The following is a 21,019-nucleotide window of genomic DNA, read 5'->3' as shown; positions in this document are numbered from 1 at the left end:
AGCTAGCCCGGTGCTTTCCGGTCGGCTGCCGGCTCCGGCGGGGATGGTGCCGTCGGCGTGGCCTGGCCGGGCGGTGCGAGCCGCGCGGGCCTCGTGATGACGGTGCTGGCCGGGTAGGCCTCCTCGTCGTGCACCGCGAGGTCACCGGTTTCCAGCACCTCGTTCGGTGCGCGCAGTTTCATGAACAGCCCGAGGAACCGCAGGATCAGGAATGTGATCAGGGCATCCCACACAATGACGGTCAGTGCGGCACCGGCCTGTATGAGTAATTGTTTGGGATGACCGTAGAAAAGGCCGGAATACGATACAGCGGGTGCCCCGGCACTGCCGGGGTAGACGATAATGTTCGGATTGGCGAACAAGCCCACCAGCAATCCGCCGCACAATCCCGCCACCCCGTGGGTGTGGAAAACGCCGAGCGCGTCATCGACCCGCCTGAACAGTTTCGTTTTGCCCAGTTTGTTCCACGAGAGCCAGACCAGCACCGAGGCGATCAGGCCGATCAGCAGAGCGCCGAGTCCGTTGACGTACCCGGCGGCGGGCGTGATGGCGACCAGGCCGGTGATCATGCCGTTGATCGAGCCGAGGAAGTTCGGTTTGTGGTCGACCCCGAAGCTCAGATCCATGATCAGCCAGGCCAGCAGGGCGGTCGCCGTGGCGAGGTTCGTATTGATCACAGCCGTGGACGCATCCGCGCCCGCGAAGTACGGGTCACCGCCGTTGAACCCGTTCCAGCCAAGCCACAACACCCCGGCGCCGACGGCCGCGAGCGGCAGGTTGTTGGGCACGGCACGCTGCCGGTCCCTGGCCAGCCGCGGCCCGATCACCGCTGCAGCAACGAAGCCCGAGGTACCGGCGGCGAGGTGGATGACGTAACCGCCGCTGTAGTCCAGTGCGCCCTGCTGGGCCCACCAGCCGCCGCCCCACAGCAGGAACGCGTTGACCGAGTAGGCCAGCGTCGACCACAGCGGCACGAACAGCAGCCAGACCCGGAAGTTGATGCGGCCGACCACGCTGCCGAGGAAGAGCAGCGGCGTGATGGCGGCGAAGACGAACTGGAAGTAGGCCAGTGTCGTCTGCGAGAACCTGAACTCGGGTATGAGCCCGGACAGCAGGGGGATGACGGCCTGCTGCTGAGTGTTGTCGCCGAGCAGCGTCCGCGGCTGGCCGATGAACGAGCCGAGCACTCCGGGGCCGAGGTGCAACGGATACCCGAACCCCATGTTGAAGCCCCACAGCACCCACACCAGTAGCACGAGTGAAAAACCGGTGAACGCCATCAGCATGGTGTTCACCGCCCATTTCCGCTGGACTATTCCGGCATAAAGGACGGCGATTCCCGGAATGCTCATCAGTCCGACGAGAGTGGCCGCGATGAGCTGCCAGGCGTTGTCACCCGCGCTGAGCCAGGGAGGGTAAGGAGACACGACCCCCACCCCCTTTCGCTGTGATCCATTTCACAATTCAGGGGAATGATTCCGAGTGTGCGCAGGTTCGATTACGGGCACGTTAAGCCGAGTTACATCGGCGCTACGGGGGTGGCTGCGCCGGTCAGGCCGAGGCGGCGTTCTGTCGCCGACGACGCAGATCCGGCGCCTAAAATCCTGCCGTGAGCTCTTCCACCTCAGCGCGCCCGCGACTCTTCCGACGCTCGTCCTGGGCCGAGTGGAAGCAGGTCACCGACATCCTGCGCCAGGAGACCGTCGGCGGGATGCTGCTCCTGGCCGGTGCGGTGCTGGCGCTGGTGTGGGCCAACTCCCCATGGTCGGCCGCTTACACCTCGCTGCGCGAGCTGACCATCGGCCCCGCCGCGCTCCACCTGAACCTGAGCGTGTCGGCCTGGGCGGCGGACGGGCTGCTCGCGATCTTCTTCTTCGTCGTGGGGCTGGAGCTCAAACGTGAGTTCGTCGTCGGCGACCTGCGCGATCCGCGGCGGGCGGCCGTCCCGGTGGTCGCCGCGCTGGGCGGGGTCGCCATGCCTGCTGTCATCTACGCCGCGATCAACTGGGGTGACACCGAAGCCCTCCGCGGCTGGGCAGTGCCGACCGCCACCGACATCGCCTTCGCGGTGGCTGTCCTCGCCGTCGTAGGCCGCCACCTGCCCTCGGCACTGCGCACCTTCCTGCTCACGCTGGCCGTCGTCGACGACCTGGTGGCGATCCTCATCATCGCGGTCTTCTACACCGACGAGCTCTCCGTCCTGCCGCTGCTGCTGTTCCTGGTGCCGCTGGCCGTGTTCGCGCTGCTGGTACAGCGGCGGGTGCGTTCGTGGTGGCTGCTCATCCCGCTCGCCGTCACGGCCTGGGCACTGCTGCACGCCTCCGGCGTGCACGCGACCGTCGCCGGTGTGGCACTCGGCTTCGCGGTGCCCGCACGCAAGCGGGAGGGTGAGTCCGCCGGGCTCGCCGAGCACTTCGAGCACCGCTGGCGCCCGGTGTCGGCCGGGATCGCCGTGCCGATCTTCGCGTTCCTCGCGGCGGGCGTGACCATCGGGGGGCTGGACGGTTTCGGTGCGGCACTCGGCGACCGGGTCGCGATCGGCATCATCGCCGGACTGGTACTGGGCAAGGTCATCGGCATCCTCGGCTCGACCTACCTCATGGCCCGCTTCACCCGAGCGGAGCTCGACGGTGAGCTCGCCTGGATCGACGTCTTCGGTATGGCCGTGCTCGGCGGCATCGGCTTCACCGTGTCGCTGCTCGTCGGCGAGCTCGCCTTCGGCTCGGGCTCCGGCCGCGAGGAGCACGTCAAGCTCGCGATCCTCTGCGGCTCGCTGCTCGCGGCGCTGATCGCGACCGTCGTGCTGCGCCTGCGCAACCGTGTCTACCGCCGGATCTCCGAGGAGGAGACCCGGGACGAGAACGCCGATGGCATCCCCGACGTCTACCAGGAGGAGGACACGGCCGCGGGCACGGACTCGCAAGCAGGCGCGCAGAACCAGCCGTGAGGTGGGCGCTGTCGGCGATGCCGTGGGACCCGTGGTCGCCGACCCGGCCCGCTGGCCTAGACTCGGACATCGGTCCCCTCCTGACCTGCGGTCGGCGGACCGAATCCCAGAACCGATACCTGTCCCGGCTAGGAGAAAACGTTGAAGAGCACCGTCGAGCAGCTGAGCCCGACACGCGTGAAGATCAATGTCGAGGTGCCGTTCGACGAGCTCAAACCGAACTTCGACCGCGCCTACCGCAAGATCGCTCAGCAGGTCCGCATCCCCGGCTTCCGCCCGGGGAAGGCCCCGGCCCGCGTTCTCGAGAGCCGGATCGGCCGTGCCCCGGTGCTCGATGAGGTCGTCAACGAGGTCATCCCGGCGAAGTACCTGGAGGCCGTCCGGACCGGTGAGGTCCGCACGCTCGGCCAGCCCGACTTCGAGGTCACCAAGCTCGAGGACCGCGAGGTGCTGGAGTTCACCGCCGAGGTCGACGTGCGCCCGGAGATCACGCTGCCGGACCTCAGCGACATCACGGTGACCGTGGACGACGTCGAGCTCACCGACGCCGAGGTCGACGAGCAGCTCGACGAGCTGCGTGCCCGCTTCGGCACCCTCAAGGGTGTGGAGCGGCCTGCCGAGAACGGCGACTTCGTGTCCATCGACCTCGCCGCCACGGTGGAGGGTGAGGAGGTGGCCGACGCCGCGACCTCCGGCCTGTCCTACGAGATCGGCTCCGGCCAGCTCGTCGACGGGATCGACGAGGCGATCATCGGCGCGACCGAAGGCGAGACCAAGACGTTCACCACCAAGCTGGTCGCCGGCGAGTATGCCGGCAAGGACGCCGAGGTGGCCGTCACGGTCAACACGATCAAGGAGCGTGAGCTGCCGGAGGCCGACGACGAGTTCGCCCAGCTCGCCAGCGAATTCGACACGCTGGAGGAGCTGAAGACGGACCTGCGCGAGCGGCTCACCAGGGTGAAGCGCATGCAGCAGGGCGTGGAGGCCAGGGACAAGGTCATGGACGCGCTGCTGGAGCGGGTCGAGGTGCCGATCCCGGAGAAGGTCCTCCAGGCCGAGATCGACAACCGCAAGCACGACGCCATCCACCCGTTCGACCACGACGAGGAGGCGTTCAAGCGTTCCCTCGAGGCGCAGGGCGGCAACCCCGAGGAGTGGGACAACGAGGTGCGCACCGAGGCCGAGAAGTCGGTACGTACGCAGCTGCTGCTCGACACGGTCGCCGACGAGCGTGAGGTGTCGGTCAACGACGCCGAGCTGACCGAGCGGATCATCTACCAGGCGCAGCGCTTCGGCGTCAGCCCGGACGAGTACGTGCAGCGTGCCCAGCAGTCGGGCCAGCTCGGCGCGATCTTCGCCGACGTGCGCCGCGGCAAGGCGCTGGCGTCCATCGTGCGCGAGGCCACGGTGACCGACGGCTCCGGCGCGGCCGTGGACCTGGACGAGCTGTTCGGCACCGAGGAAACGGACGAGGCTCCTGCGGAGTCCGCAGGCGAGACCGAGGCCACGGACGAGACGGCCACGACTCCGGACAAGTGACCCTTTCTCATGCTCTGAGCGAACTCGGGCGGTGTCGGGCCTTCGACGCCGCCCGAGTTCGTTAGGGTCGGTTACAAGATCTGAGACTTGTGAAAAGGCAGGCAGACGTGACGCAGCACATGCCCGAGGGGCGCACCAGCACCGCGGGGCTCAACCTGACCGACTCGGTGTACGAGCGGCTGCTCCAGGAGCGCATCGTGGTGCTCGGCTCCGAGGTCAATGACGAGGTAGCCAACCGCATCACCGCGCAGCTGTTGCTGCTCGCCGCGGAGGACTCCCAGTCCGACATCCGTTTCTACATCAACTCGCCCGGCGGTTCCGTGACCGCGGGCTTCGCGATCTACGACACGATGCAGCTCATCGAGCCGGACGTCGCGACCTACGCGATGGGCATGGCTGCTTCGATGGGGCAGTTCCTGCTGTCCTCGGGGGTGCCCGGGAAGCGCTACGCCCTGCAGCACGCTCGTATCCTCATGCACCAGCCGTCGGCGGGCGTGGGTGGTACCGCCTCCGACATCGCCATCCAGGCTGAGGTGTTCGGCAAGTGGAAGCAGGAGCTGGCGCGCATCACCGCGGAGCAGACGGGGCAGACGGTCGAGCAGATCCTCGCCGACGGCGACCGGGACCGCTGGTTCACCGCCGAGGAAGCCCGTGAGTACGGCTTCGTGGACCAGGTGCTGACTCGCGAGAACCCGCACCCGAACTCGAACAACTGACCGGGCACGGTAGGAGACAAGACCCCATGAGCAACTTCCAGCTTCCGCAGTCCCGGTACATCCTGCCCTCGTACGTCGAGCGCACCAGCTACGGGGTGAAAGAGTCCAACCCCTACAACAAGCTGTACGAAGAGCGGCAGATCATGCTCGGCGTCCAGGTCGACGACGCGTCGGCCAATGACGTGATGGCCCAGCTGCTGCACCTCGAGCACGAGGACCCGGACCGCGACATCACGATCTACATCAACTCGCCCGGTGGTTCGTTCACCGCGCTGATGGCGATCTACGACACCATGCAGTTCGTCCGGCCGGACATCCAGACGGTCGTGCTCGGCCAGGCCGCGTCCGCGGCCGCGGTGCTGCTCGCGGCAGGCACCAAGGGCAAGCGGCTCGCGCTGCCCAACGCCAGGGTGCTGATCCACCAGCCGGCCACCGAGGGCACCTACGGCCAGGTGTCGGACCTGGAGATCCAGGCCGCCGAGATCCAGCGGGTGCGCAGGCTGATGGAGAGCACACTGGCCAAGCACACCGGCAAGACCGAGGAAGAGGTCCGCGCCGACGTCGAGCGCGACAAGATCCTCACCGCCGAGCAGGCACTCGAGTACGGCATCATCGACCAGGTGCTGCCGTACCGGAAGGCCTCCGGCGAGGGCTGATGCCCCCGTGCGATGGCGCCGAAGGCGGCCATCGCGACGAGCCGAGTTGGGGCCGGGTGCGTGTCGCCACCGGCGAGGCACCCGGTCCTCGGGCTAGGGTGGCCCGCGCGTCCGGAATTTCCGTTGGTTCTCCCGCCGGGCGCGTCGGGCAGGTACCGTCAGTGGCAGCGTCGCTGTCCCGCTCCGTGGAGCGGGCGGGCGAGACGAGTAGGTGCGGCTGGTAGCACCGGAGGGGACGAGGTCAGCGGTCATGGCACGGATCGGCGACGGCGGAGACCTGCTGAAGTGTTCTTTCTGCGGGAAGAGCCAGAAACAGGTGAAGAAGCTCATCGCCGGACCCGGCGTGTACATCTGCGATGAGTGCATCGAGCTGTGCAACGAGATCATCGAGGAGGAGCTGGCCGAGGCCGGCGACGTCAAGCTCGATGAACTGCCGAAACCCGCAGAGATCCATGAGTTCCTCGAGCAGTACATCATCGGCCAGGACGATGCGAAGCGCACGCTCGCGGTCGCGGTGTACAACCACTACAAGCGCATCCAGTCGGAGGGCAAGTCCGGGCCCAAGGACTCCAAGGACGAGCCCGTCGAGCTCGCGAAGTCCAACATCCTGATGCTCGGCCCCACCGGCTGCGGCAAGACCTACCTGGCGCAGACGCTGGCCAAGCTGCTCAACGTACCCTTCGCGATCGCGGACGCCACGGCGCTGACCGAGGCCGGCTACGTCGGCGAGGACGTCGAGAACATCCTGCTGAAGCTGATCCAGGCCGCCGACTACGACGTCAAGCGCGCCGAGACCGGCATCATCTACATCGACGAGGTCGACAAGATCGCCCGCAAGTCGGAGAACCCGTCGATCACCCGCGACGTCTCCGGCGAGGGCGTGCAGCAGGCCCTGCTGAAGATCCTCGAGGGCACCACCGCGTCCGTGCCGCCCCAGGGCGGGCGCAAGCATCCGCACCAGGAGTTCATCCAGATCGACACGACGAACGTGCTGTTCATCGTGGCGGGTGCGTTCGCGGGGCTCGAGAAGATCATCAATGACCGGATCGGCAAGCGCGGCATCGGTTTCGGCTCCGAGATCCGCACCAAGCGGGAGATCGAGGAGAGCGACGTCTACTCCGACACGATGCCCGAGGACCTGATCAAGTTCGGGTTGATCCCGGAGTTCATCGGCCGGCTCCCGGTGGTCGCGAGCGTGACCAACCTGGACAAGTCCTCGCTCGTGCGGATCCTCACCGAACCCCGCAACGCGCTGACCAAGCAGTACAAGAAGCTGTTCGAGATGGACGGCGTCGAGCTGGAGTTCACCAGGACCGCGCTGGAGGCGATCGCCGACCAGGCGCTCCTGCGGGGCACCGGAGCCCGCGGCCTGCGCGCGATCATGGAAGAGGTCCTTCAGCCGGTGATGTACGACATCCCCAGCAGGGATGACGTGGCGAAGGTCGTCATCACCGAGCAGACGGTGCGGGAGAACGTGAACCCGACCATCGTCTCGCGCCAGCCGTCTCGCAGGCAGCGCAGCGAGCGCGGCGAGAAGTCGGCGTGAGGCCCGCTGACGGTTGCGCATGAGCACCACCTCGCACCCCGGCACGCCGGGAGGCGGCGCCCCTGAACTCGGTGATGCCGCGACACGGCTGGTCGCGCTGCTCCGGTTGCGCAACCCCCGGGTCCACCTGGTATTCCTGATCGTCCTGTCCGTGCTCGTCGCCGTGTGTCTCGCGGCCACGATCACCCGGTTCTCGGCATGGCCCCTGCTTCCGCTGGCCCCGTTCGGCCTCGCCGCACTCGGCGCATGGCGTGCCCGCACGTCAGCGGGGGAGCGGCAGCTTCTCGGCTGGGTGACCTTCTATGCCGTCACGGTCGCCATCGGCTTCTGGGTCGCCTCCGCCATCGGCCGCATCCTCAGCTAAGGGGTTTGCGGCGGGTCGCCGGTGGATAGCCCACACGGGTAGGCGGTCGACCGAAGAAGGCACGGTTGTGACAGCGAGCGGGGAGCCGGACAACGGCGGGTTCTCCCACGAGACCCTCTTCTACCGCGATGAGCGCGCTTACCTGGCCGGCACCGTACCGTTCGTGCTGGACGGACTCGCCGCGGGTGAACCCGTCGCGGTCGCCGTTCCGGGGGAGAACCTCGACCGCATCCAGGACGCGCTGGGCACGTCCGCGGCCGAGGTGCGGCTGATCGACATGGCCGTGGCCGGACGCAACCCCGGACGGATCATCCCCGGTGTGCTGAGCGCGTTCGCGGATACGCATCCCGGCCCGCTGCGGCTCGTCGGCGAGCCCATCTGGGCGGGTCGTACCGCCGCCGAGTACCTGGCCTGCGTGCAACACGAGGCACTGATCAACGTCGCGTTCGCCGGACGGGCAGGCACCACCGTCCTGTGCCCCTACGACGCCCGCCTGCCGCAGCCCGTGCTCGCCGATGCGGAGGCAACTCACCCGGTGTTGGTGGACGGCGTTGGCAGGCAGTTGAGTAGCCGGTACGCACCCGATGACGTCCTGGCCACCGCCAACGTGCCGCTCGTCGCGCCGCCGGAGGCGGCGGCGATGGCCTTCGCCCTCGACGGCCTCGCCAGGGCACGGCGGTTCGCGGTCGACCTCGCCAAGACGGCCGGTCTCAAAGGTGACCGACTCGACGACCTGGCGCTCGCGGTCGGCGAGCTCACGAGCAACAGTGTGCAGCACGGTGGTGGCTCGGGCGTGCTGCGAGTGTGGTCGAACCACGACGAGGTGATCTGTGAGGTCACGGACGCCGGCCGCGTCACCGATCCGCTCGCCGGGCGCCGCCCCGCCTCACCAGGGCAGGTTGGTGGCCGCGGCCTGCTGCTGGTCAACTGTGTCGCCGATCTGGTCCGTACCTATTACGGTCCGGGCGGGACCGTGACACGGCTACACGTGCGAACGGACTAGCTCGACGTGGCCCCTGGCGCGTGCTTGCCGAGGAAGGCCACCAGTCCCGGCACCGTGCTGCGGAAGAATGCCCCGTTGTGCCTGCCCGGCCCGGTATAGCCCACCTCGGGACGGGTGAGCTGGATGAACTCGCGGACGCCCGTGATGAACCGGTCCTGATCACCACACCAGACGGCGGTGGGTATTCCGCGCGTCGCCTGCAGGTGGCGCAGCGGATCCAGCGATGTCCAGTCCGTCTCGTTGCGGAAGGCCTTGCGCCGGTGCGCCTCGGTCCAGGACGTCATGAACGCGGGCGAGATCGCGGCGATCGCGTTCAGCTCGATACCCCGCTCGCGCTGCCGCCGGGCATAGACGAAGGCCCCGAAGCCACCCATGGACGTTCCCGTGGCGGCGAACGGTGTGCCGTCCTGCCCGCCGAGACCGCGCTCCAGCAGCCAGGCCGGTACCTCGTCGAGCAGCATCGCCATGGGGTCGTCACCGCGCTGGTGCTCGTGCCAGTAGTTGTCGCCGCCGTCGACGGCGATGAAACCGAACGGCGGCACCTCCAGCGAGGTCACCTGTGCGCTGAGCCTGCTCTCCAGGCCGTCGGCCGGGGCGCTCCGCGCCGAACCGCCGAGCCCGTGCAGCAGCAGCGACATCGGCATGCCCTGTGGTGGTGCGTGGACCGGCAGGACGAGCACGAGGTTGACGTGGCGACCGCGGGCATGGGAGTAGACCCGCTCGACCCGGGTGACGCCAGGCCCCGCGAGCACGGCGGGAACGGGTGAGCTCGCGGACCGGCGCAGGGCGTAACCCGGGGTGGAGGGCGAGTCGCTGAGCGCGGCAACCGTGGCGGCTGCGGCGGCGCCGACACCGCCGGCGGCACCGGCCAGGAGGATGGTCCGCCTGCTCGGTCCGCGTCGTTGTCGCGTTGTCGCACCATCGTGCGCTACCGGCACGCATCCCCCTTTCGCCTGTGCGCTCAGCCTTCCACGATTCGCTTCTCCCCGCTGTAAAGGTTCATGCTGTGGCCACGAAGAAAGCCGATAAGGGTGATGCCGTTCTCCTCCGCCAGTTCCACCGCAAGCGACGACGGCGCCGAGACGGCGGCGAGCAACGGCACCCCCGCCATGGCGGCCTTCTGGACGAGCTCGAAGGACGCGCGGCCGGACACCAGCAGCCCGCAGTCCAGCAGCGGTACCCGGCCCGCGAGCACGGCCCAGCCGAGCACCTTGTCCACCGCGTTGTGCCTGCCGACGTCCTCGCGGACGGCGAGCAGCGTTCCGTCGGAGGTGAACAGGCCGGCGGCATGCAGCCCGCCGGTCGCGGCGAACACCCGCTGCTGCTCACGCAGGGCATCGGGCAACCCGGCCAGGGTCTGCGTGGTGACGGAGAACGGCGAGCCGGAGGGATCGAAGCGCGTGCGCAGTTTCACCGCGTCGAGCGCCGCCTTGCCGCAGACGCCGCACGAGGACGTGGTGTAGAAGTTCCGTTCCACGCCGGTTTCGGGGGCGGGGACGCCCTCGGCCAGCGCGAGGTCGAGCACGTTGTAGGTGTTACGGCCGGTGTCGTCGACGCTGTCGCAGTAGCGGGCGGCGGCAATGTCCTCCCGCGCGGCTATGACGCCCTCCGACAGCAGGAAGCCGTGCGCGAGCTCGACATCGTGTCCCGGCGTGCGCATGGTGACCGCCAGTGCCTTGCCGGAGACGCGCAGCTCCAGCGGTTCCTCGGCCGCCAGCGCGTCCGGCCTGCGGCGCGTGCCGTGTGCGGTGAGCATGCGCACCGGCTTGCGTACGGTGACTCGGCCCATGGGTATCACTCCAGCCCAGACGTTCGACAGCATTCTGCTGCGCTCGCGGCGTTTGTGTAATAGATTGCCCGCGCGTAGGTCGACAGTATTCAGTGTACGGAGGTCCCCGCGTGGCTTTCGGTTTCCTCGACCGCTCTCACAGCATCGCACCATCGAACTGGAGCCGGTGGCTGGTGCCCCCGGCCGCGTTGTCCGTGCACCTGGCGATCGGCCAGGTCTACGCCTGGAGCGTGTTCAAGCCCCCGCTGGAGGAGACGCTCGGCCTGTCCGGCACCCAGAGCGCGCTGCCGTTCCAGCTGGGCATCGTCATGCTGGGCCTGTCCGCGGCGTTCGGCGGCACGCTCGTCGAGCGCAACGGGCCACGCTGGGCCATGTTCGTCTCGATGACCTGCTTCTCGTCCGGCTTCCTGATCTCCGCGCTGGGCGTGGCGCTGTCGCAGTACTGGCTCGTGGTGCTCGGCTACGGCGTGGTCGGTGGTGTAGGCCTCGGGATCGGGTACATCTCGCCGGTGTCGACGCTGATCAAATGGTTCCCCGACCGGCCGGGCATGGCCACCGGGATCGCGATCATGGGCTTCGGCGGTGGCGCGCTGATCGCTTCACCGTGGTCGAGCCAGATGCTGGCGTCCTTCGGCACCAGCACCGGTGGCATCGCGACGACGTTTCTGGTGCATGGTCTGGTCTACGCGGTGTTCATGTCGATGGGTGTGCTGCTCATCCGCGTGCCGGCCGCCGGCTGGCGCCCCGCCGGGTACGCGCCGCGTGCCCAGAACGGCAACTCCATGATCACCACGGCCAACGTCTCGGCGCGTAACGCCATCAGGACACCGCAGTTCTGGCTGCTGTGGGTGATCCTCTGCTTCAACGTCACAGCGGGCATCGGCATCCTGGAGAAGGCCGCGCCGATGATCACGGAGTTCTTCCGCGACACCTCGGCACCGGTCGGCACCGCCGCGGCGGCTGGTTTCGTGGCACTGCTGTCGCTGACCAACATGCTCGGCCGCTTCGTGTGGTCGTCCACATCGGACATTCTCGGCCGGCGCAACATCTACCGGCTCTACCTCGGGGTGGGCGCGCTGCTGTACCTGGTCATCGCGCTCACCACGAACACCTCGAAGATCGTGTTCGTGCTCTGCGCCATGGTGATCCTGTCGTTCTACGGCGGTGGGTTCGCCACCATTCCCGCGTACCTGAAGGACCTCTTCGGGACCTACCAGGTCGGCGCCATCCACGGCCGGCTGCTCACCGCCTGGTCGACCGCGGGCGTGCTCGGCCCGCTCATCGTCAACGCCATCGCCGACAGTCAGGAAGCCGCGGGCAGGGAAGGTCCCGCGCTGTACACGACGTCGCTGTTCATCATGATGGGCCTGCTGATCGCCGGTTTCGTCGCCAACGAGCTGGTGCGCCCGGTCCACGCACGGTTCCATGAACCGGTTGCCGACACGCCGGCCCTGTCGCGGAAGGAGACCCGGTGAGCGAGACACGGCCGGTGCGCCGGACCCCGTTGCTGGTGCTGGTCTGGTTGTGGGTGGCGCTGCCGTTCGCCTACGGGTTGTACGAGCTGGTACGCAAGGTCGCGCAGCTCTTCGGTGGCTGACCGGAGGCGTTAACCAGGCGGTAACAGCTCGGATCTTGCCAAGTCGTTAGCGAACCGAAAGACTAGCCCGCGTTGTCCAGGCTGGGAGGTTCGTGTGGTTCGTCCGCGGTCGGCTCATCGAGTTCTGATCGTTCTCGTGCTGGCGCTGGTACTCCCGATGCTCACCCTCCCAGCCCAGGCCAAGCATCCCTCGGCCCACCGCGACCCTGGGAACGGTGCCGAGCGCACGGCCGCGGCCACCGCCACGGCTTCCCGCGCGCTGGTCGCCGCCACCGGCGAGAACCGCCAGGGCGGCGACCAGCAGGGCTACCCCCGTCGCACCCAGCTGCGCGTGTTCGCCGAGGACCCCAGCGACAAGGCGATCAAGCTGGGCCTCATGCCGTACCACGACATCGCGCCCGCGCTCAACGACCTGCAGGCGCGTAGCAACCGGGTGTCGGCCGAGGTGATCGGCCGGAGCACGCTCGGGCGCGACCTGTACCTGGTGACGGTCACCGCGCCGGAGAACCCCGGGCAGGCCAGGCAACAGGACCGCTGGCGCGAGCTCATCGAGAACAACCCCCGTGCCGCGGCGAAGGACCAGCGGCTCGCCCGTGAGTACAAGGCGCCGATCTGGATCAACGCGAACATCCACGGTGACGAGTGGGAAGGCACCGACGGTGCCATGCGCGTCATCGAGGAGCTGGCCACCAGCAGCGATCCCGCCGATGTGCGGCTGCTCGAGCGCACCCGGATCTACTTCACCGTGACCAACAACCCGGACGGCCGCGTTGCCGGCACCCGGGCCAACGCCGCCGGTTTCGACGTCAACCGCGACCACATCACCTCGACCCAGCCGGAGTCGCGCGCGGTGCGCGACGTGGTGATCGAGACACAGCCGCTGGTGATGCTCGACGAACACGGCTACACCGGCACCACGCTCATCGAGCCGGGCACGCCGCCGCACGGCCAGAACTACGAGTACGACCTCTACATCAAGCACGCCTACGCCAACGCCCTCGGCATGGAGAAGGCGATCGGTGACCTGGGCTACCCGGAGACCGCACGCGCGGACATCCCGTTCCGGGACTTCCCGCCGGGTGAGTGGGACGACTGGCCGCCGATCTTCACCCCGATGTACGCGATCTACCACGGCGCGGTCGCGCACACGGTGGAGGTGCCGCTGCGGGTGAACCGGTCGGACTACACCAACCTGCCGGTCGAGGAGCTCCGGCGCCGCTCCGGCATCAACACCGCTGTCGCCGAGACCACGATCAACGCCAGCATCGACTACACCGACACGAACCGGCGTGAGCTGATCGCCGACCAGATCGAGACGTTCCGCCGCGGCTGGACCGGGGAAGCGCAGCGCGACATCCCCGACGGCTACGTCCCCGGCTTCGGCGAGGAGGACCGCTACTCGGTCGAGTTCCCGCGCGCCTACGTCATCCCGGCCGGCAGTGCACAGCGTTCGGCCACCGCGGCCGCGCGGCTGGTGGATCACCTGATCGCCAACGATGTCCGGGTCACCCGTGCCGAGAAGCCGTTCCAGCTGGCGGGCCGCGGCTACCCCGCGGGCTCCTACGTCGTGGACATGCACCAGCCCAAGCGGGGACTGGCGAATGTGATCCTCGCCGAGGGCAAGGACATCTCCGCCGACGTGCCGAGGATGTACGACATCTCCGGGTGGAGTCACGGGCTGCTGTGGGGCGCGACGGTCGACGCGTCGCGGACGGCTGCACCGGAGGTCCGGACCACTGCGGTCACGGTCGCATCGCCCACCGGTGCGGTGGCCGCTCCGGCCGGGGCCGACCTGGCGCTCGCGCTCACCGATGGCAAGGAGATCCAGGCGGTGAACCTCCTGCTGGAGCAGGGTGTCGCCGTGTACCGCAACGACGACGGCACCGTCGTGCTACCCGCCTCGGCCCGGCGGCAGGCGGCCACGGCCGCCGAGCGGTTCGGCGTTCGCTTCACCGCGGCGCCCGCCCGGCCACCCGGCACGCTCCTGCACAAGCCGGTGATCGCGGCCGCAGCGGCGTCCGACGAGCTGTTCGTGCTGCGGGAGCTCGGGTTCGACGTCCGTCCGGTGTCCACGCAGGCCCTCAACGACGGCTTCGATCTGACCACAGTGGACACACTGCTCGTCTCGACGGGGCTGTCCTACGGGCAGCTGACCGAACAGGCACGCCAGCGCCTCACGGCGTTCCTGACCGAGGGTGGTGTGGTCACCCGCGGCTCGGGCGGCGCCGCATTCAACGCCGCCGCCGGGCTCCTGCCGGTGACGGCGGTCGCGGGACGGTCCGATGCCAACGGCGTGGTGACGGTGTCAAATGATGGTGACCTGCTCGGCGCAGGCTCGCCGGGGCACGCGTTCGTGTACTCACCGCTGTGGTTCACGGGTCTCGGTGAGGGTGTCGTCGCCGAGCAGCGCTACGGCACCGGAAACCCGCTCGTCGCGGGGCACTGGCTGCCCGCGAGCAGCGGCAACGGTCCCGAGCAGGCCGCGGGGCAGGCCGCCGTGGTGTCCGGCGTGACCGGGGCGGGCACGCGCACCGTCCTGTTCGGTACCGAACCGCTGTTCCGTGGCCACCCGAAGGGCCTGTTCGCACAGGTAGGCAAGGCGCTGTACTGGACAGCAGCAGGGTAAGCGGCGTGGCCAGGCGCGAACGGAGCTGAATTGTCCCCCAAGGCCACCTTGGTTGCGCCCACCCGTCTCCCACCACCGCCCAAACCGAGACGCTTCGCGCCGCAGTGTTTGATTCCTGCAACCAAGGTGGCCTTGGGGAGCGTTAACCGCGCTGTTCGAGGCGGACGACGATGGCCTTGGAGGTGGGGGTGTTGGAGGTACGGGCTACGGAGTCGAGCGGTACCAGCGCGTTGGCCTCCGGGAAGTACGCCGCCGCGCAGCCGCGCGCGGTCGGGTAGCCCACCACCCGGAAGCGCTCGGCCCGACGCTCGTGGTCGGACCACTCCGACACCAGGTCCACGAGCTCGCCGTCGGGGATCCCGAGCTCGGTGAGATCCGCCGGGTTCACGAACACCACCCGGCGGCCGTCCTCGACCCCGCGGTAGCGGTCGGACAGGCCGTAGATCGTGGTGTTGTACTGGTCGTGGCTGCGCAGGGTCTGCAGCAGCAGCCTGCCCCGCGGCGCGGTCGGGTACTCCAGCTCACTGACCCCGAACATCGCCTTGCCGGTGAGCGTTCCGGTGAACTGCCTGCTGTCCCGGGGCGGGTTGGGCAGCACGAAGCCATCGGGCTCGCGTACCCGTGCGTTGTAGTCCGTGCAGCCGGGGACGACCCGGGCGATGCGCTCACGGATCTCGTCGTAGTCGGACTCGAAGGCCTGCCACGGCACGGCGTGGTCGTCACCGAAGAGGGCACGCGCGAGCCGGCACAGGATCGCGACCTCCGAGAGCAGGTGGTCACTCGCAGGGCGGAGCCGCCCACGGGAGGCGTGCACCGCCGACATCGAGTCCTCGACGGTCACGAACTGCTCGCCACCGGCCTGCACGTCGCGTTCCGTGCGGCCCAGCGTCGGCAGGATCAGCGCCGTCCGTCCATGCACCACGTGCGAGCGGTTGAGCTTCGTCGACACGTGGACCGTCAGCTCGCACGAGCGCAGCGCGCGCTCGGTCAGCTCGGTGTCCGGGGTGGCGGAGGCGAAGTTGCCGCCGACGGCGAAGAACACCGTGCCACGGCCGTCCCGCATAGCGCGGATGGAATCGACGACGTCGTAGCCGTGCTTGCGTGGAACGGGAATGCCGAACTCGGACTCCAGCGCGGCCAGGAACGGCTCCGGCATCTTCTCCCAGATACCCATCGTGCGGTCGCCCTGCACGTTCGAGTGTCCGCGCACCGGGCACAACCCTGCCCCCGGCTTGCCGATCATGCCCCGCAGCAGTGCGACGTTGGCGACCTCGGCGATGGTCGGCACGGAGTGGGCGTGCTGCGTGAGTCCCATCGCCCAGCAGTAGATGGTGCGCTTCGACTCGGCGATCATGCCGGCGACCTTGGCGATCTGCTCCCTGGACAAGCCGGTGGCCTCGTCCACCTGGGACCAGTCGAGCGCGCGCACCTGCTTTTCGTAGTCGGCGAAGTCGTGCGTGGAGCTCTCGATGAAATCCGTGTCGAGCACCGTGCCCGGCGCCGCGTCCTCCCACGACAGCAGGAGATGCCCGATCGCCTGGAACAGCGCCAGGTCACCACCGAGCTTGATCTGGCAGAACTCGTCGGCCAGCGCGCTGCCCTTGCCGGCGACACCGCGGACGTTCTGCGGGTTCTTGAACCGCAGCAGCCCGGCTTCGGGCAGCGGGTTGACCGCGATGACCTTCGCGCCGTTCGCCTTCGCCTGCTCCAGCGCGGAGAGCATGCGCGGATGGTTCGTGCCGGGGTTCTGTCCGATCACGACGATCAGGTCGGCGTGGTGCAGGTCGGCCAGCGTGACGGTGCCCTTGCCGATGCCCGTGGCCTGCGACAGCGCCGCACCGGAGGACTCATGGCACATGTTGCTGCAGTCGGGCAGGTTGTTGGTGCCGAAGGCGCGGACCAGCAGCTGGTAGACGAATGCGGCCTCGTTGCTCGTGCGGCCGGAGGTGTAGAACATCGCCTCGTCGGGACTGTCCAGCTCACGCAGCGTGCGCGCGGTGAGCTGGAACGCCTCGTCCCACGAGATGGGCTCGTAGTGCGTTGCCCCCTCGCGCAGCACCATGGGGTGCGTCAGGCGGCCCTGCTGGCCCAGCCAGTAGTCGGTCTTGTCCGCCAGCTCGGTGATCGAGTGCTCGGCGAAGAACTCAGGGCCGATGCGCCGGGTGGTCGCCTCCTCGGCGACGGCTTTGGCGCCGTTCTCACAGAACTCGGCGAGCTTGCGGTGCTCGCCGTCGGTCTCCCGTGGTTCCGGCCACGCGCAGCCAGGGCAGTCGTAGCCTTCCTGCTGGTTGAGCAGGCGCAGCGTGCGTACGGTGCGGCCGGTGCCCATCTGCTCCCAGCCACGCCACAGTGACACTGCGACGCCCGGGATACCGGCAGCCCACTCCTTCGGCTTGCCGACCCGGATCCGGTCTTCGTCGATGTCCTCATGCGGTGCGTTGCGTGCCACGCCGCCATTGTTCGCCGGGGTCGCAGCCGTTGGCGCCGTCCTGGCCCTGTCGGCTTCGTCACAACCCGCTGGCGGCCTGGTGGCAACGCCGGTGACGAGTACGAAGCAGCGCTTCGTAGACTGACCAGTTGTGACGGAGAACGCGCCCCAGCAGCCCACCGACCTGCCCAATGCCTGGAACCCGGCCGACGAAGAGGCCGCCCTTTACCAGCGCTGGGTAGACGCCGGCTACTTCACCGCGGACGCGACGTCGGAGAAGCCGCCGTTCTCGATCGTTCTGCCGCCGCCCAACGTCACCGGCAGGCTGCACATGGGCCATGCGCTGAACCACACGCTGATGGATGCGCTGACCCGCCGCCGCCGGATGCAGGGCTACGAGGTGCTGTGGCTGCCGGGCATGGACCACGCAGGCATCGCCACCCAGAACGTGGTGGAGCGCCAGCTCGGCAGCGAGGGCCTGTCCCGGCACGACCTCGGCCGCGAGCGGTTCGTCGAGCGCGTGTGGGAGTGGAAGGCCGAGTACGGCGGCAAGATCCTCGACCAGATGCGCAGGCTCGGCGACGGGGTCGACTGGTCGCGCGAGCGCTTCACGATGGACGAGAGCCTGTCCCGCGCCGTGCAGACCATGTTCAAGAAGCTCTACGACGACGGGCTCATCTACCGCGCCGAGCGGATCATCAACTGGTGCCCGCGCTGTCACACGGCGCTGTCGGACATCGAGGTCGACCACTCCGACGACGACGGCGAGCTGGTGTCGATCCGCTACGGCGACGGCGATGCCGCGATCGTGGTCGCCACGACCCGTGCCGAGACGATGCTCGGCGACACCGCCGTCGCGGTGCACCCCGACGACGAGCGCTACGCGCACCTGATCGGTACCGAGGTGGAGCTGCCGCTGACCGGCAGGCACATCCCGATCGTGGCCGACAAGCACGTGGATCCCGAGTTCGGCACCGGTGCGGTGAAGGTGACCCCGGCACACGACCCGAACGACTTCGAGATCGGCAGGCGGCACGGCCTGCCGATGCCGTCCATCATGGACGAGCGCGCGATCATCACCGTGCCGGGCCCGTTCCAGGGCATGGACCGGTTCGAGGCAAGGCCCGCCGTCATCGCCGCGCTGCGCGCGCAGGGCAGGATCGTGGCGGAGAAGCGGCCCTACGTCCACGCGGTCGGCCACTGTTCCCGCTGCGACACCGTGATCGAGCCGCGGCTGTCACTGCAGTGGTGGGTCAAGGTGGAGCCGCTCGCCCGCGCCGCAGGCGAGGCCGTGCGCGACGGGCGCACCAAGATCCACCCGCCGGAGCTGGCCAAGCGCTACTTCGACTGGGTCGACAACATGCACGACTGGACGATCTCGCGCCAGCTGTGGTGGGGGCACCGCATCCCGGTGTGGTACGGCCCGGACGGCGAGACCGTGTGCGTCGGGCCGGACGAGCAGCCGCCATCGGGCGAGGGCTGGCGGCAGGACCCGGACGTGCTGGACACCTGGTTCTCGTCGGGGCTGTGGCCGATTTCGACCATGGGCTGGCCGGCGGACACCGCGGATCTGGCGAAGTTCTACCCGACCAGCGTCCTGTCCACCGGCTACGACATCCTCTTCTTCTGGGTCGCCAGGATGATGATGTTCGGGCTGTACGCCATGCAGGACAAAGCCGACAGCCGTGCGGTGCCTTTTCAACACATCTACCTGCACGGCCTCATCCGCGATGCGAGCGGCAAGAAGATGTCGAAGTCGCGCGGTAACGTGATCGACCCGCTCGACTGGATGGACCGCTTCGGCGCCGATGCCACCCGGTTCACGCTGGCGCGTGGTGCGAACCCGGGCGCGGACATGGCACTGGCCGAGGAATGGGCGGCCGGTTCCCGCAACTTCTGCACGAAGCTGTGGAACGCCACCCGGTTCGCGATCATGAACGGCGCGACGATCACCCGTGAGCTGCCGCCCGCCGAGGAGCTCACCGAGACCGACCGCTGGATACTCGGCAGGCTCGGCGCCGTGGTGTCCGAAGTGGACGCACTGGTCGAGGACTACCAGTTCGCCAAGGCCACCAACCTGCTCTACCACTTCACCTGGGACGAGCTGTGCGACTGGTACCTGGAGCTGGCGAAGGTGCAGTTCTCCGGCGAGCACGCCGACGGTACCCGTGCGGTGCTCGGCCACGCGCTGGACACCGTGCTCCGCCTGCTGCACCCGTTCATCCCGTTCATCACCGAGCGGCTGTGGACCACCCTCACCGGCGGTGAGTCGCTGGTCGTCGCGCGGTGGCCCGCGGGGTCGGTGCGGCTGCCTGCGGCCGACCCGGTGGCGGACGCGCGGATCGGTGACGTGCAGAAGCTCGTGACGGAGATCCGCCGGTTCCGCTCCGACCAGGGCCTCAAGCCGGGGCAGCGGGTCGCGACGCGGCTGTCCGGGCCGGGTTTCGCCGAGGTGGCCGGGCACGAGGACGCGGTGCGCGCGCTGGCGCGTCTCGCCGAACCTGCCGAGGGCTTCGCGGCGACGGCCTCGCTGGAGGTCACGCTCGCCGGCGGCGCGGCGATCGTCGAGGTGGACACCTCGGGCACGATCGATGTCGCCGCCGAGCGCAAGCGGCTGCAGAAGGACCTCGCCGCGGCGGAGAAGGAGCTCAAGCAGACCGAGGGCAAGCTCGGCAACCAGGGGTTCCTGGACAACGCGCCCGCCGATGTGGTCGACAAGATCCGGGTGCGCCGCGACGCCGCGGTCGCCGACATCGAGCGCATCACCGCCCGGCTGGCAGCCCTGCCCGGCTAGCCCTCAGCTGCTCGAAGATCTCCGTCGCGACCCCGGCCATGCCCGAGAAGCGGGGGTGGTACGACGCGGCGCCCAACGGGTTGGTGTCCTTGCCCTGGATCCAGGCGTCGGTGCCCGCGCAGGCGTCGTGGCCGAGCGAGGCCGGGTACAGGTCGACGAAGACCGCGCGACCGTCGTCGGCGACTGCCTTGGCCAGCGCGTCGTTGAGGGCCTCCTCGATGCTGTTCAGCCAGGCGTAGTCGCCGTCGGCGAACGGCAGGATGCCGGGGCAGGTGCCGCTCGGCGGCGCGATGCGCGGGTAGCCGATGACGAGCACGGTGGCGCGCGGTGAGCGTGCATGCACACCGTCGAGCACCGCGGCGACCCGCTCACCGGTGCGCGCTATCGCCTCGTCGAGCGTGTCCACGCCGTCGACGGTGAAATGTTCCTGGCACGGCGAGCCGGCCGGATCGGACGCCCGCAGCTGCGGGCAGGTGCCGACGAGGCGGCCGAACACGCTTTCGTCGTTGCCGCCGATGCCGATGGTCACCAGGTCGGTGTTGGGTCGCAGCGCGTCGAACTGGGGCGGGTTGACGCCCAGCGTGACCTCCTGCGGCCGGCTCAGGTGTGAGGTGTCGGCACCGCTGCAGCTGACGTCGGTGTAGGACTTGACGTCCAGCTGGCGCGCGAGCTGCGCCGGATAGTTGCGCGTCGAGCGGAAGCAGCCAAGCGGATCGAGCCGCTGCATCGGGATCAGTGGACCGGCGGTGTAGGAGTCACCGAGCGCGACATAGCGGGTGAACTTCGGCGCGGCCGTCGCCGTGCCCGCGGCCGCCAGTGAGCTGAGTAGTAGTAGAAGGACCGCGCCGAAGATCGCCGTCACGCGTCGTCGAACTCGCATGGTTCCCCCCAGTTGTCCGCAGTTGTCCTTCCTTCATAACCGCTCGGTCGAGCTTCTGGAAGGCCGCGAGCGGGTGGCGTCACTACGCCGACCGCGTAGCGCCGTTCGGCCTATCGCGAACGGTAGTTCGCCGT

General features: G+C 68.8%; 16 protein-coding genes. 11 read left to right on the top strand and 5 right to left on the bottom strand.

Annotated elements, in window-relative coordinates; all coding sequences use genetic code 11:
- Window positions 1–2: 2 nt before the first annotated feature.
- On the bottom strand, window positions 3–1,427 hold the full coding sequence (locus tag ABZ863_RS28025; RefSeq protein WP_358541536.1) for an ammonium transporter: 1,425 nt from the start codon (window positions 1,425–1,427) through the stop codon (window positions 3–5).
- 182 nt (window positions 1,428–1,609) lie between these two features.
- Between ABZ863_RS28025 and nhaA the strand changes: the two genes are divergently transcribed.
- The 7 genes from nhaA (at window position 1,610) to ABZ863_RS27990 (ending at window position 8,771) form a co-directional block, all read left to right on the top strand.
- Window positions 1,610–2,947, top strand: coding sequence for a Na+/H+ antiporter NhaA (nhaA, locus tag ABZ863_RS28020; protein WP_358541533.1), 1,338 nt, complete (start codon window positions 1,610–1,612; stop codon window positions 2,945–2,947).
- Between the two features lie 141 nt (window positions 2,948–3,088).
- On the top strand, window positions 3,089–4,486 hold the full coding sequence (tig, locus tag ABZ863_RS28015) for a trigger factor (RefSeq protein WP_358541531.1): 1,398 nt from the start codon (window positions 3,089–3,091) through the stop codon (window positions 4,484–4,486).
- 107 nt (window positions 4,487–4,593) lie between these two features.
- Window positions 4,594–5,202 carry an ATP-dependent Clp protease proteolytic subunit gene (locus tag ABZ863_RS28010; protein ID WP_358541528.1) on the top strand — a complete coding sequence of 203 codons (609 nt, stop codon included), beginning with the start codon at window positions 4,594–4,596 and terminating at the stop codon, window positions 5,200–5,202.
- A 26-nt stretch (window positions 5,203–5,228) separates the two neighbouring features.
- Entirely contained in the window at window positions 5,229–5,858 is a 630-nt protein-coding gene (locus ABZ863_RS28005; RefSeq protein WP_358541525.1) for an ATP-dependent Clp protease proteolytic subunit, read from the top strand.
- Window positions 5,859–6,108: 250 nt separating this feature from the next.
- On the top strand, window positions 6,109–7,404 hold the full coding sequence (gene clpX / locus ABZ863_RS28000) for an ATP-dependent Clp protease ATP-binding subunit ClpX (RefSeq protein ID WP_358541522.1): 1,296 nt from the start codon (window positions 6,109–6,111) through the stop codon (window positions 7,402–7,404).
- Window positions 7,405–7,423: 19 nt separating this feature from the next.
- On the top strand, window positions 7,424–7,768 hold the full coding sequence (locus tag ABZ863_RS27995; protein ID WP_358541519.1) for a hypothetical protein: 345 nt from the start codon (window positions 7,424–7,426) through the stop codon (window positions 7,766–7,768).
- A gap of 67 nt (window positions 7,769–7,835) precedes the next feature.
- Window positions 7,836–8,771, top strand: a complete 936-nt coding sequence (locus ABZ863_RS27990) for a sensor histidine kinase (protein WP_358541516.1) — start codon at window positions 7,836–7,838, stop codon at window positions 8,769–8,771.
- Here ABZ863_RS27990 and ABZ863_RS27985 read toward each other — a convergent pair.
- Window positions 8,768–9,709, bottom strand: a complete 942-nt coding sequence (locus ABZ863_RS27985) for an alpha/beta hydrolase-fold protein (protein WP_358541513.1) — start codon at window positions 9,707–9,709, stop codon at window positions 8,768–8,770. The genes ABZ863_RS27990 and ABZ863_RS27985 overlap by 4 nt on opposite strands.
- 23 nt (window positions 9,710–9,732) lie before the next feature.
- Window positions 9,733–10,560, bottom strand: coding sequence for a formate dehydrogenase accessory sulfurtransferase FdhD (gene fdhD, locus ABZ863_RS27980; RefSeq protein ID WP_358541510.1), 828 nt, complete (start codon window positions 10,558–10,560; stop codon window positions 9,733–9,735).
- A gap of 110 nt (window positions 10,561–10,670) precedes the next feature.
- Between fdhD and ABZ863_RS27975 the strand changes: the two genes are divergently transcribed.
- The 3 genes from ABZ863_RS27975 (at window position 10,671) to ABZ863_RS27965 (ending at window position 14,783) form a co-directional block, all read left to right on the top strand.
- The gene (locus tag ABZ863_RS27975) at window positions 10,671–12,035 is read left to right on the top strand and encodes an OFA family MFS transporter (RefSeq protein ID WP_358541507.1); all 1,365 of its coding nucleotides are present in this window, start codon (window positions 10,671–10,673) and stop codon (window positions 12,033–12,035) included.
- Window positions 12,032–12,157, top strand: coding sequence for a hypothetical protein (locus tag ABZ863_RS27970; RefSeq protein WP_358541504.1), 126 nt, complete (start codon window positions 12,032–12,034; stop codon window positions 12,155–12,157). The genes ABZ863_RS27975 and ABZ863_RS27970 overlap by 4 nt, the downstream gene beginning before the upstream one ends.
- Before the next feature lie 94 nt (window positions 12,158–12,251).
- Window positions 12,252–14,783 (top strand): M14 family zinc carboxypeptidase, encoded by a 2,532-nt coding sequence (locus tag ABZ863_RS27965; RefSeq protein ID WP_358541502.1) that lies wholly within the window; start codon window positions 12,252–12,254, stop codon window positions 14,781–14,783.
- Window positions 14,784–14,925: 142 nt separating this feature from the next.
- Here the strand turns inward: ABZ863_RS27965 and ABZ863_RS27960 are convergent, their stop codons facing one another.
- The gene (locus ABZ863_RS27960) at window positions 14,926–17,232 is read right to left on the bottom strand and encodes an FdhF/YdeP family oxidoreductase (RefSeq protein ID WP_358541499.1); all 2,307 of its coding nucleotides are present in this window, start codon (window positions 17,230–17,232) and stop codon (window positions 14,926–14,928) included.
- Window positions 17,233–17,362: 130 nt separating this feature from the next.
- Between ABZ863_RS27960 and ABZ863_RS27955 the strand changes: the two genes are divergently transcribed.
- On the top strand, window positions 17,363–20,005 hold the full coding sequence (locus tag ABZ863_RS27955; RefSeq protein WP_358541495.1) for a valine--tRNA ligase: 2,643 nt from the start codon (window positions 17,363–17,365) through the stop codon (window positions 20,003–20,005).
- On the opposite strand, the gene ABZ863_RS27950 is transcribed toward ABZ863_RS27955, so the two are convergent.
- Window positions 19,974–20,885 carry an SGNH/GDSL hydrolase family protein gene (locus ABZ863_RS27950; RefSeq protein ID WP_358541492.1) on the bottom strand — a complete coding sequence of 304 codons (912 nt, stop codon included), beginning with the start codon at window positions 20,883–20,885 and terminating at the stop codon, window positions 19,974–19,976. The genes ABZ863_RS27955 and ABZ863_RS27950 overlap by 32 nt on opposite strands.
- Between the last annotated feature and the right edge of the window lie 134 nt (window positions 20,886–21,019).

The sequence above is a fragment of the Saccharomonospora sp. NPDC046836 genome (genome assembly GCF_040645195.1).
Taxonomy (GTDB): domain Bacteria; phylum Actinomycetota; class Actinomycetes; order Mycobacteriales; family Pseudonocardiaceae; genus Prauserella_A.
Note: the sequence above shows the minus strand (reverse complement) of the source record. Positions and strands in the feature narration are given on the sequence as shown.

Bases quoted from the DNA above. Each gene is read 5' to 3' on its own strand.
- ABZ863_RS28005 (WP_358541525.1), top strand. From the start codon at position 5,229: ATGAGCAACTTCCAGCTTCCGCAGTCCCGGTACATCCTGCCCTCGTAC.
- clpX (WP_358541522.1), top strand. From the start codon at position 6,109: ATGGCACGGATCGGCGACGGCGGAGACCTGCTGAAGTGTTCTTTCTGC.
- ABZ863_RS27995 (WP_358541519.1), top strand. From the start codon at position 7,424: ATGAGCACCACCTCGCACCCCGGCACGCCGGGAGGCGGCGCCCCTGAA.
- fdhD (WP_358541510.1), bottom strand. From the start codon at position 10,560: ATGGGCCGAGTCACCGTACGCAAGCCGGTGCGCATGCTCACCGCACAC.
- ABZ863_RS27950 (WP_358541492.1), bottom strand. From the start codon at position 20,885: ATGCGAGTTCGACGACGCGTGACGGCGATCTTCGGCGCGGTCCTTCTA.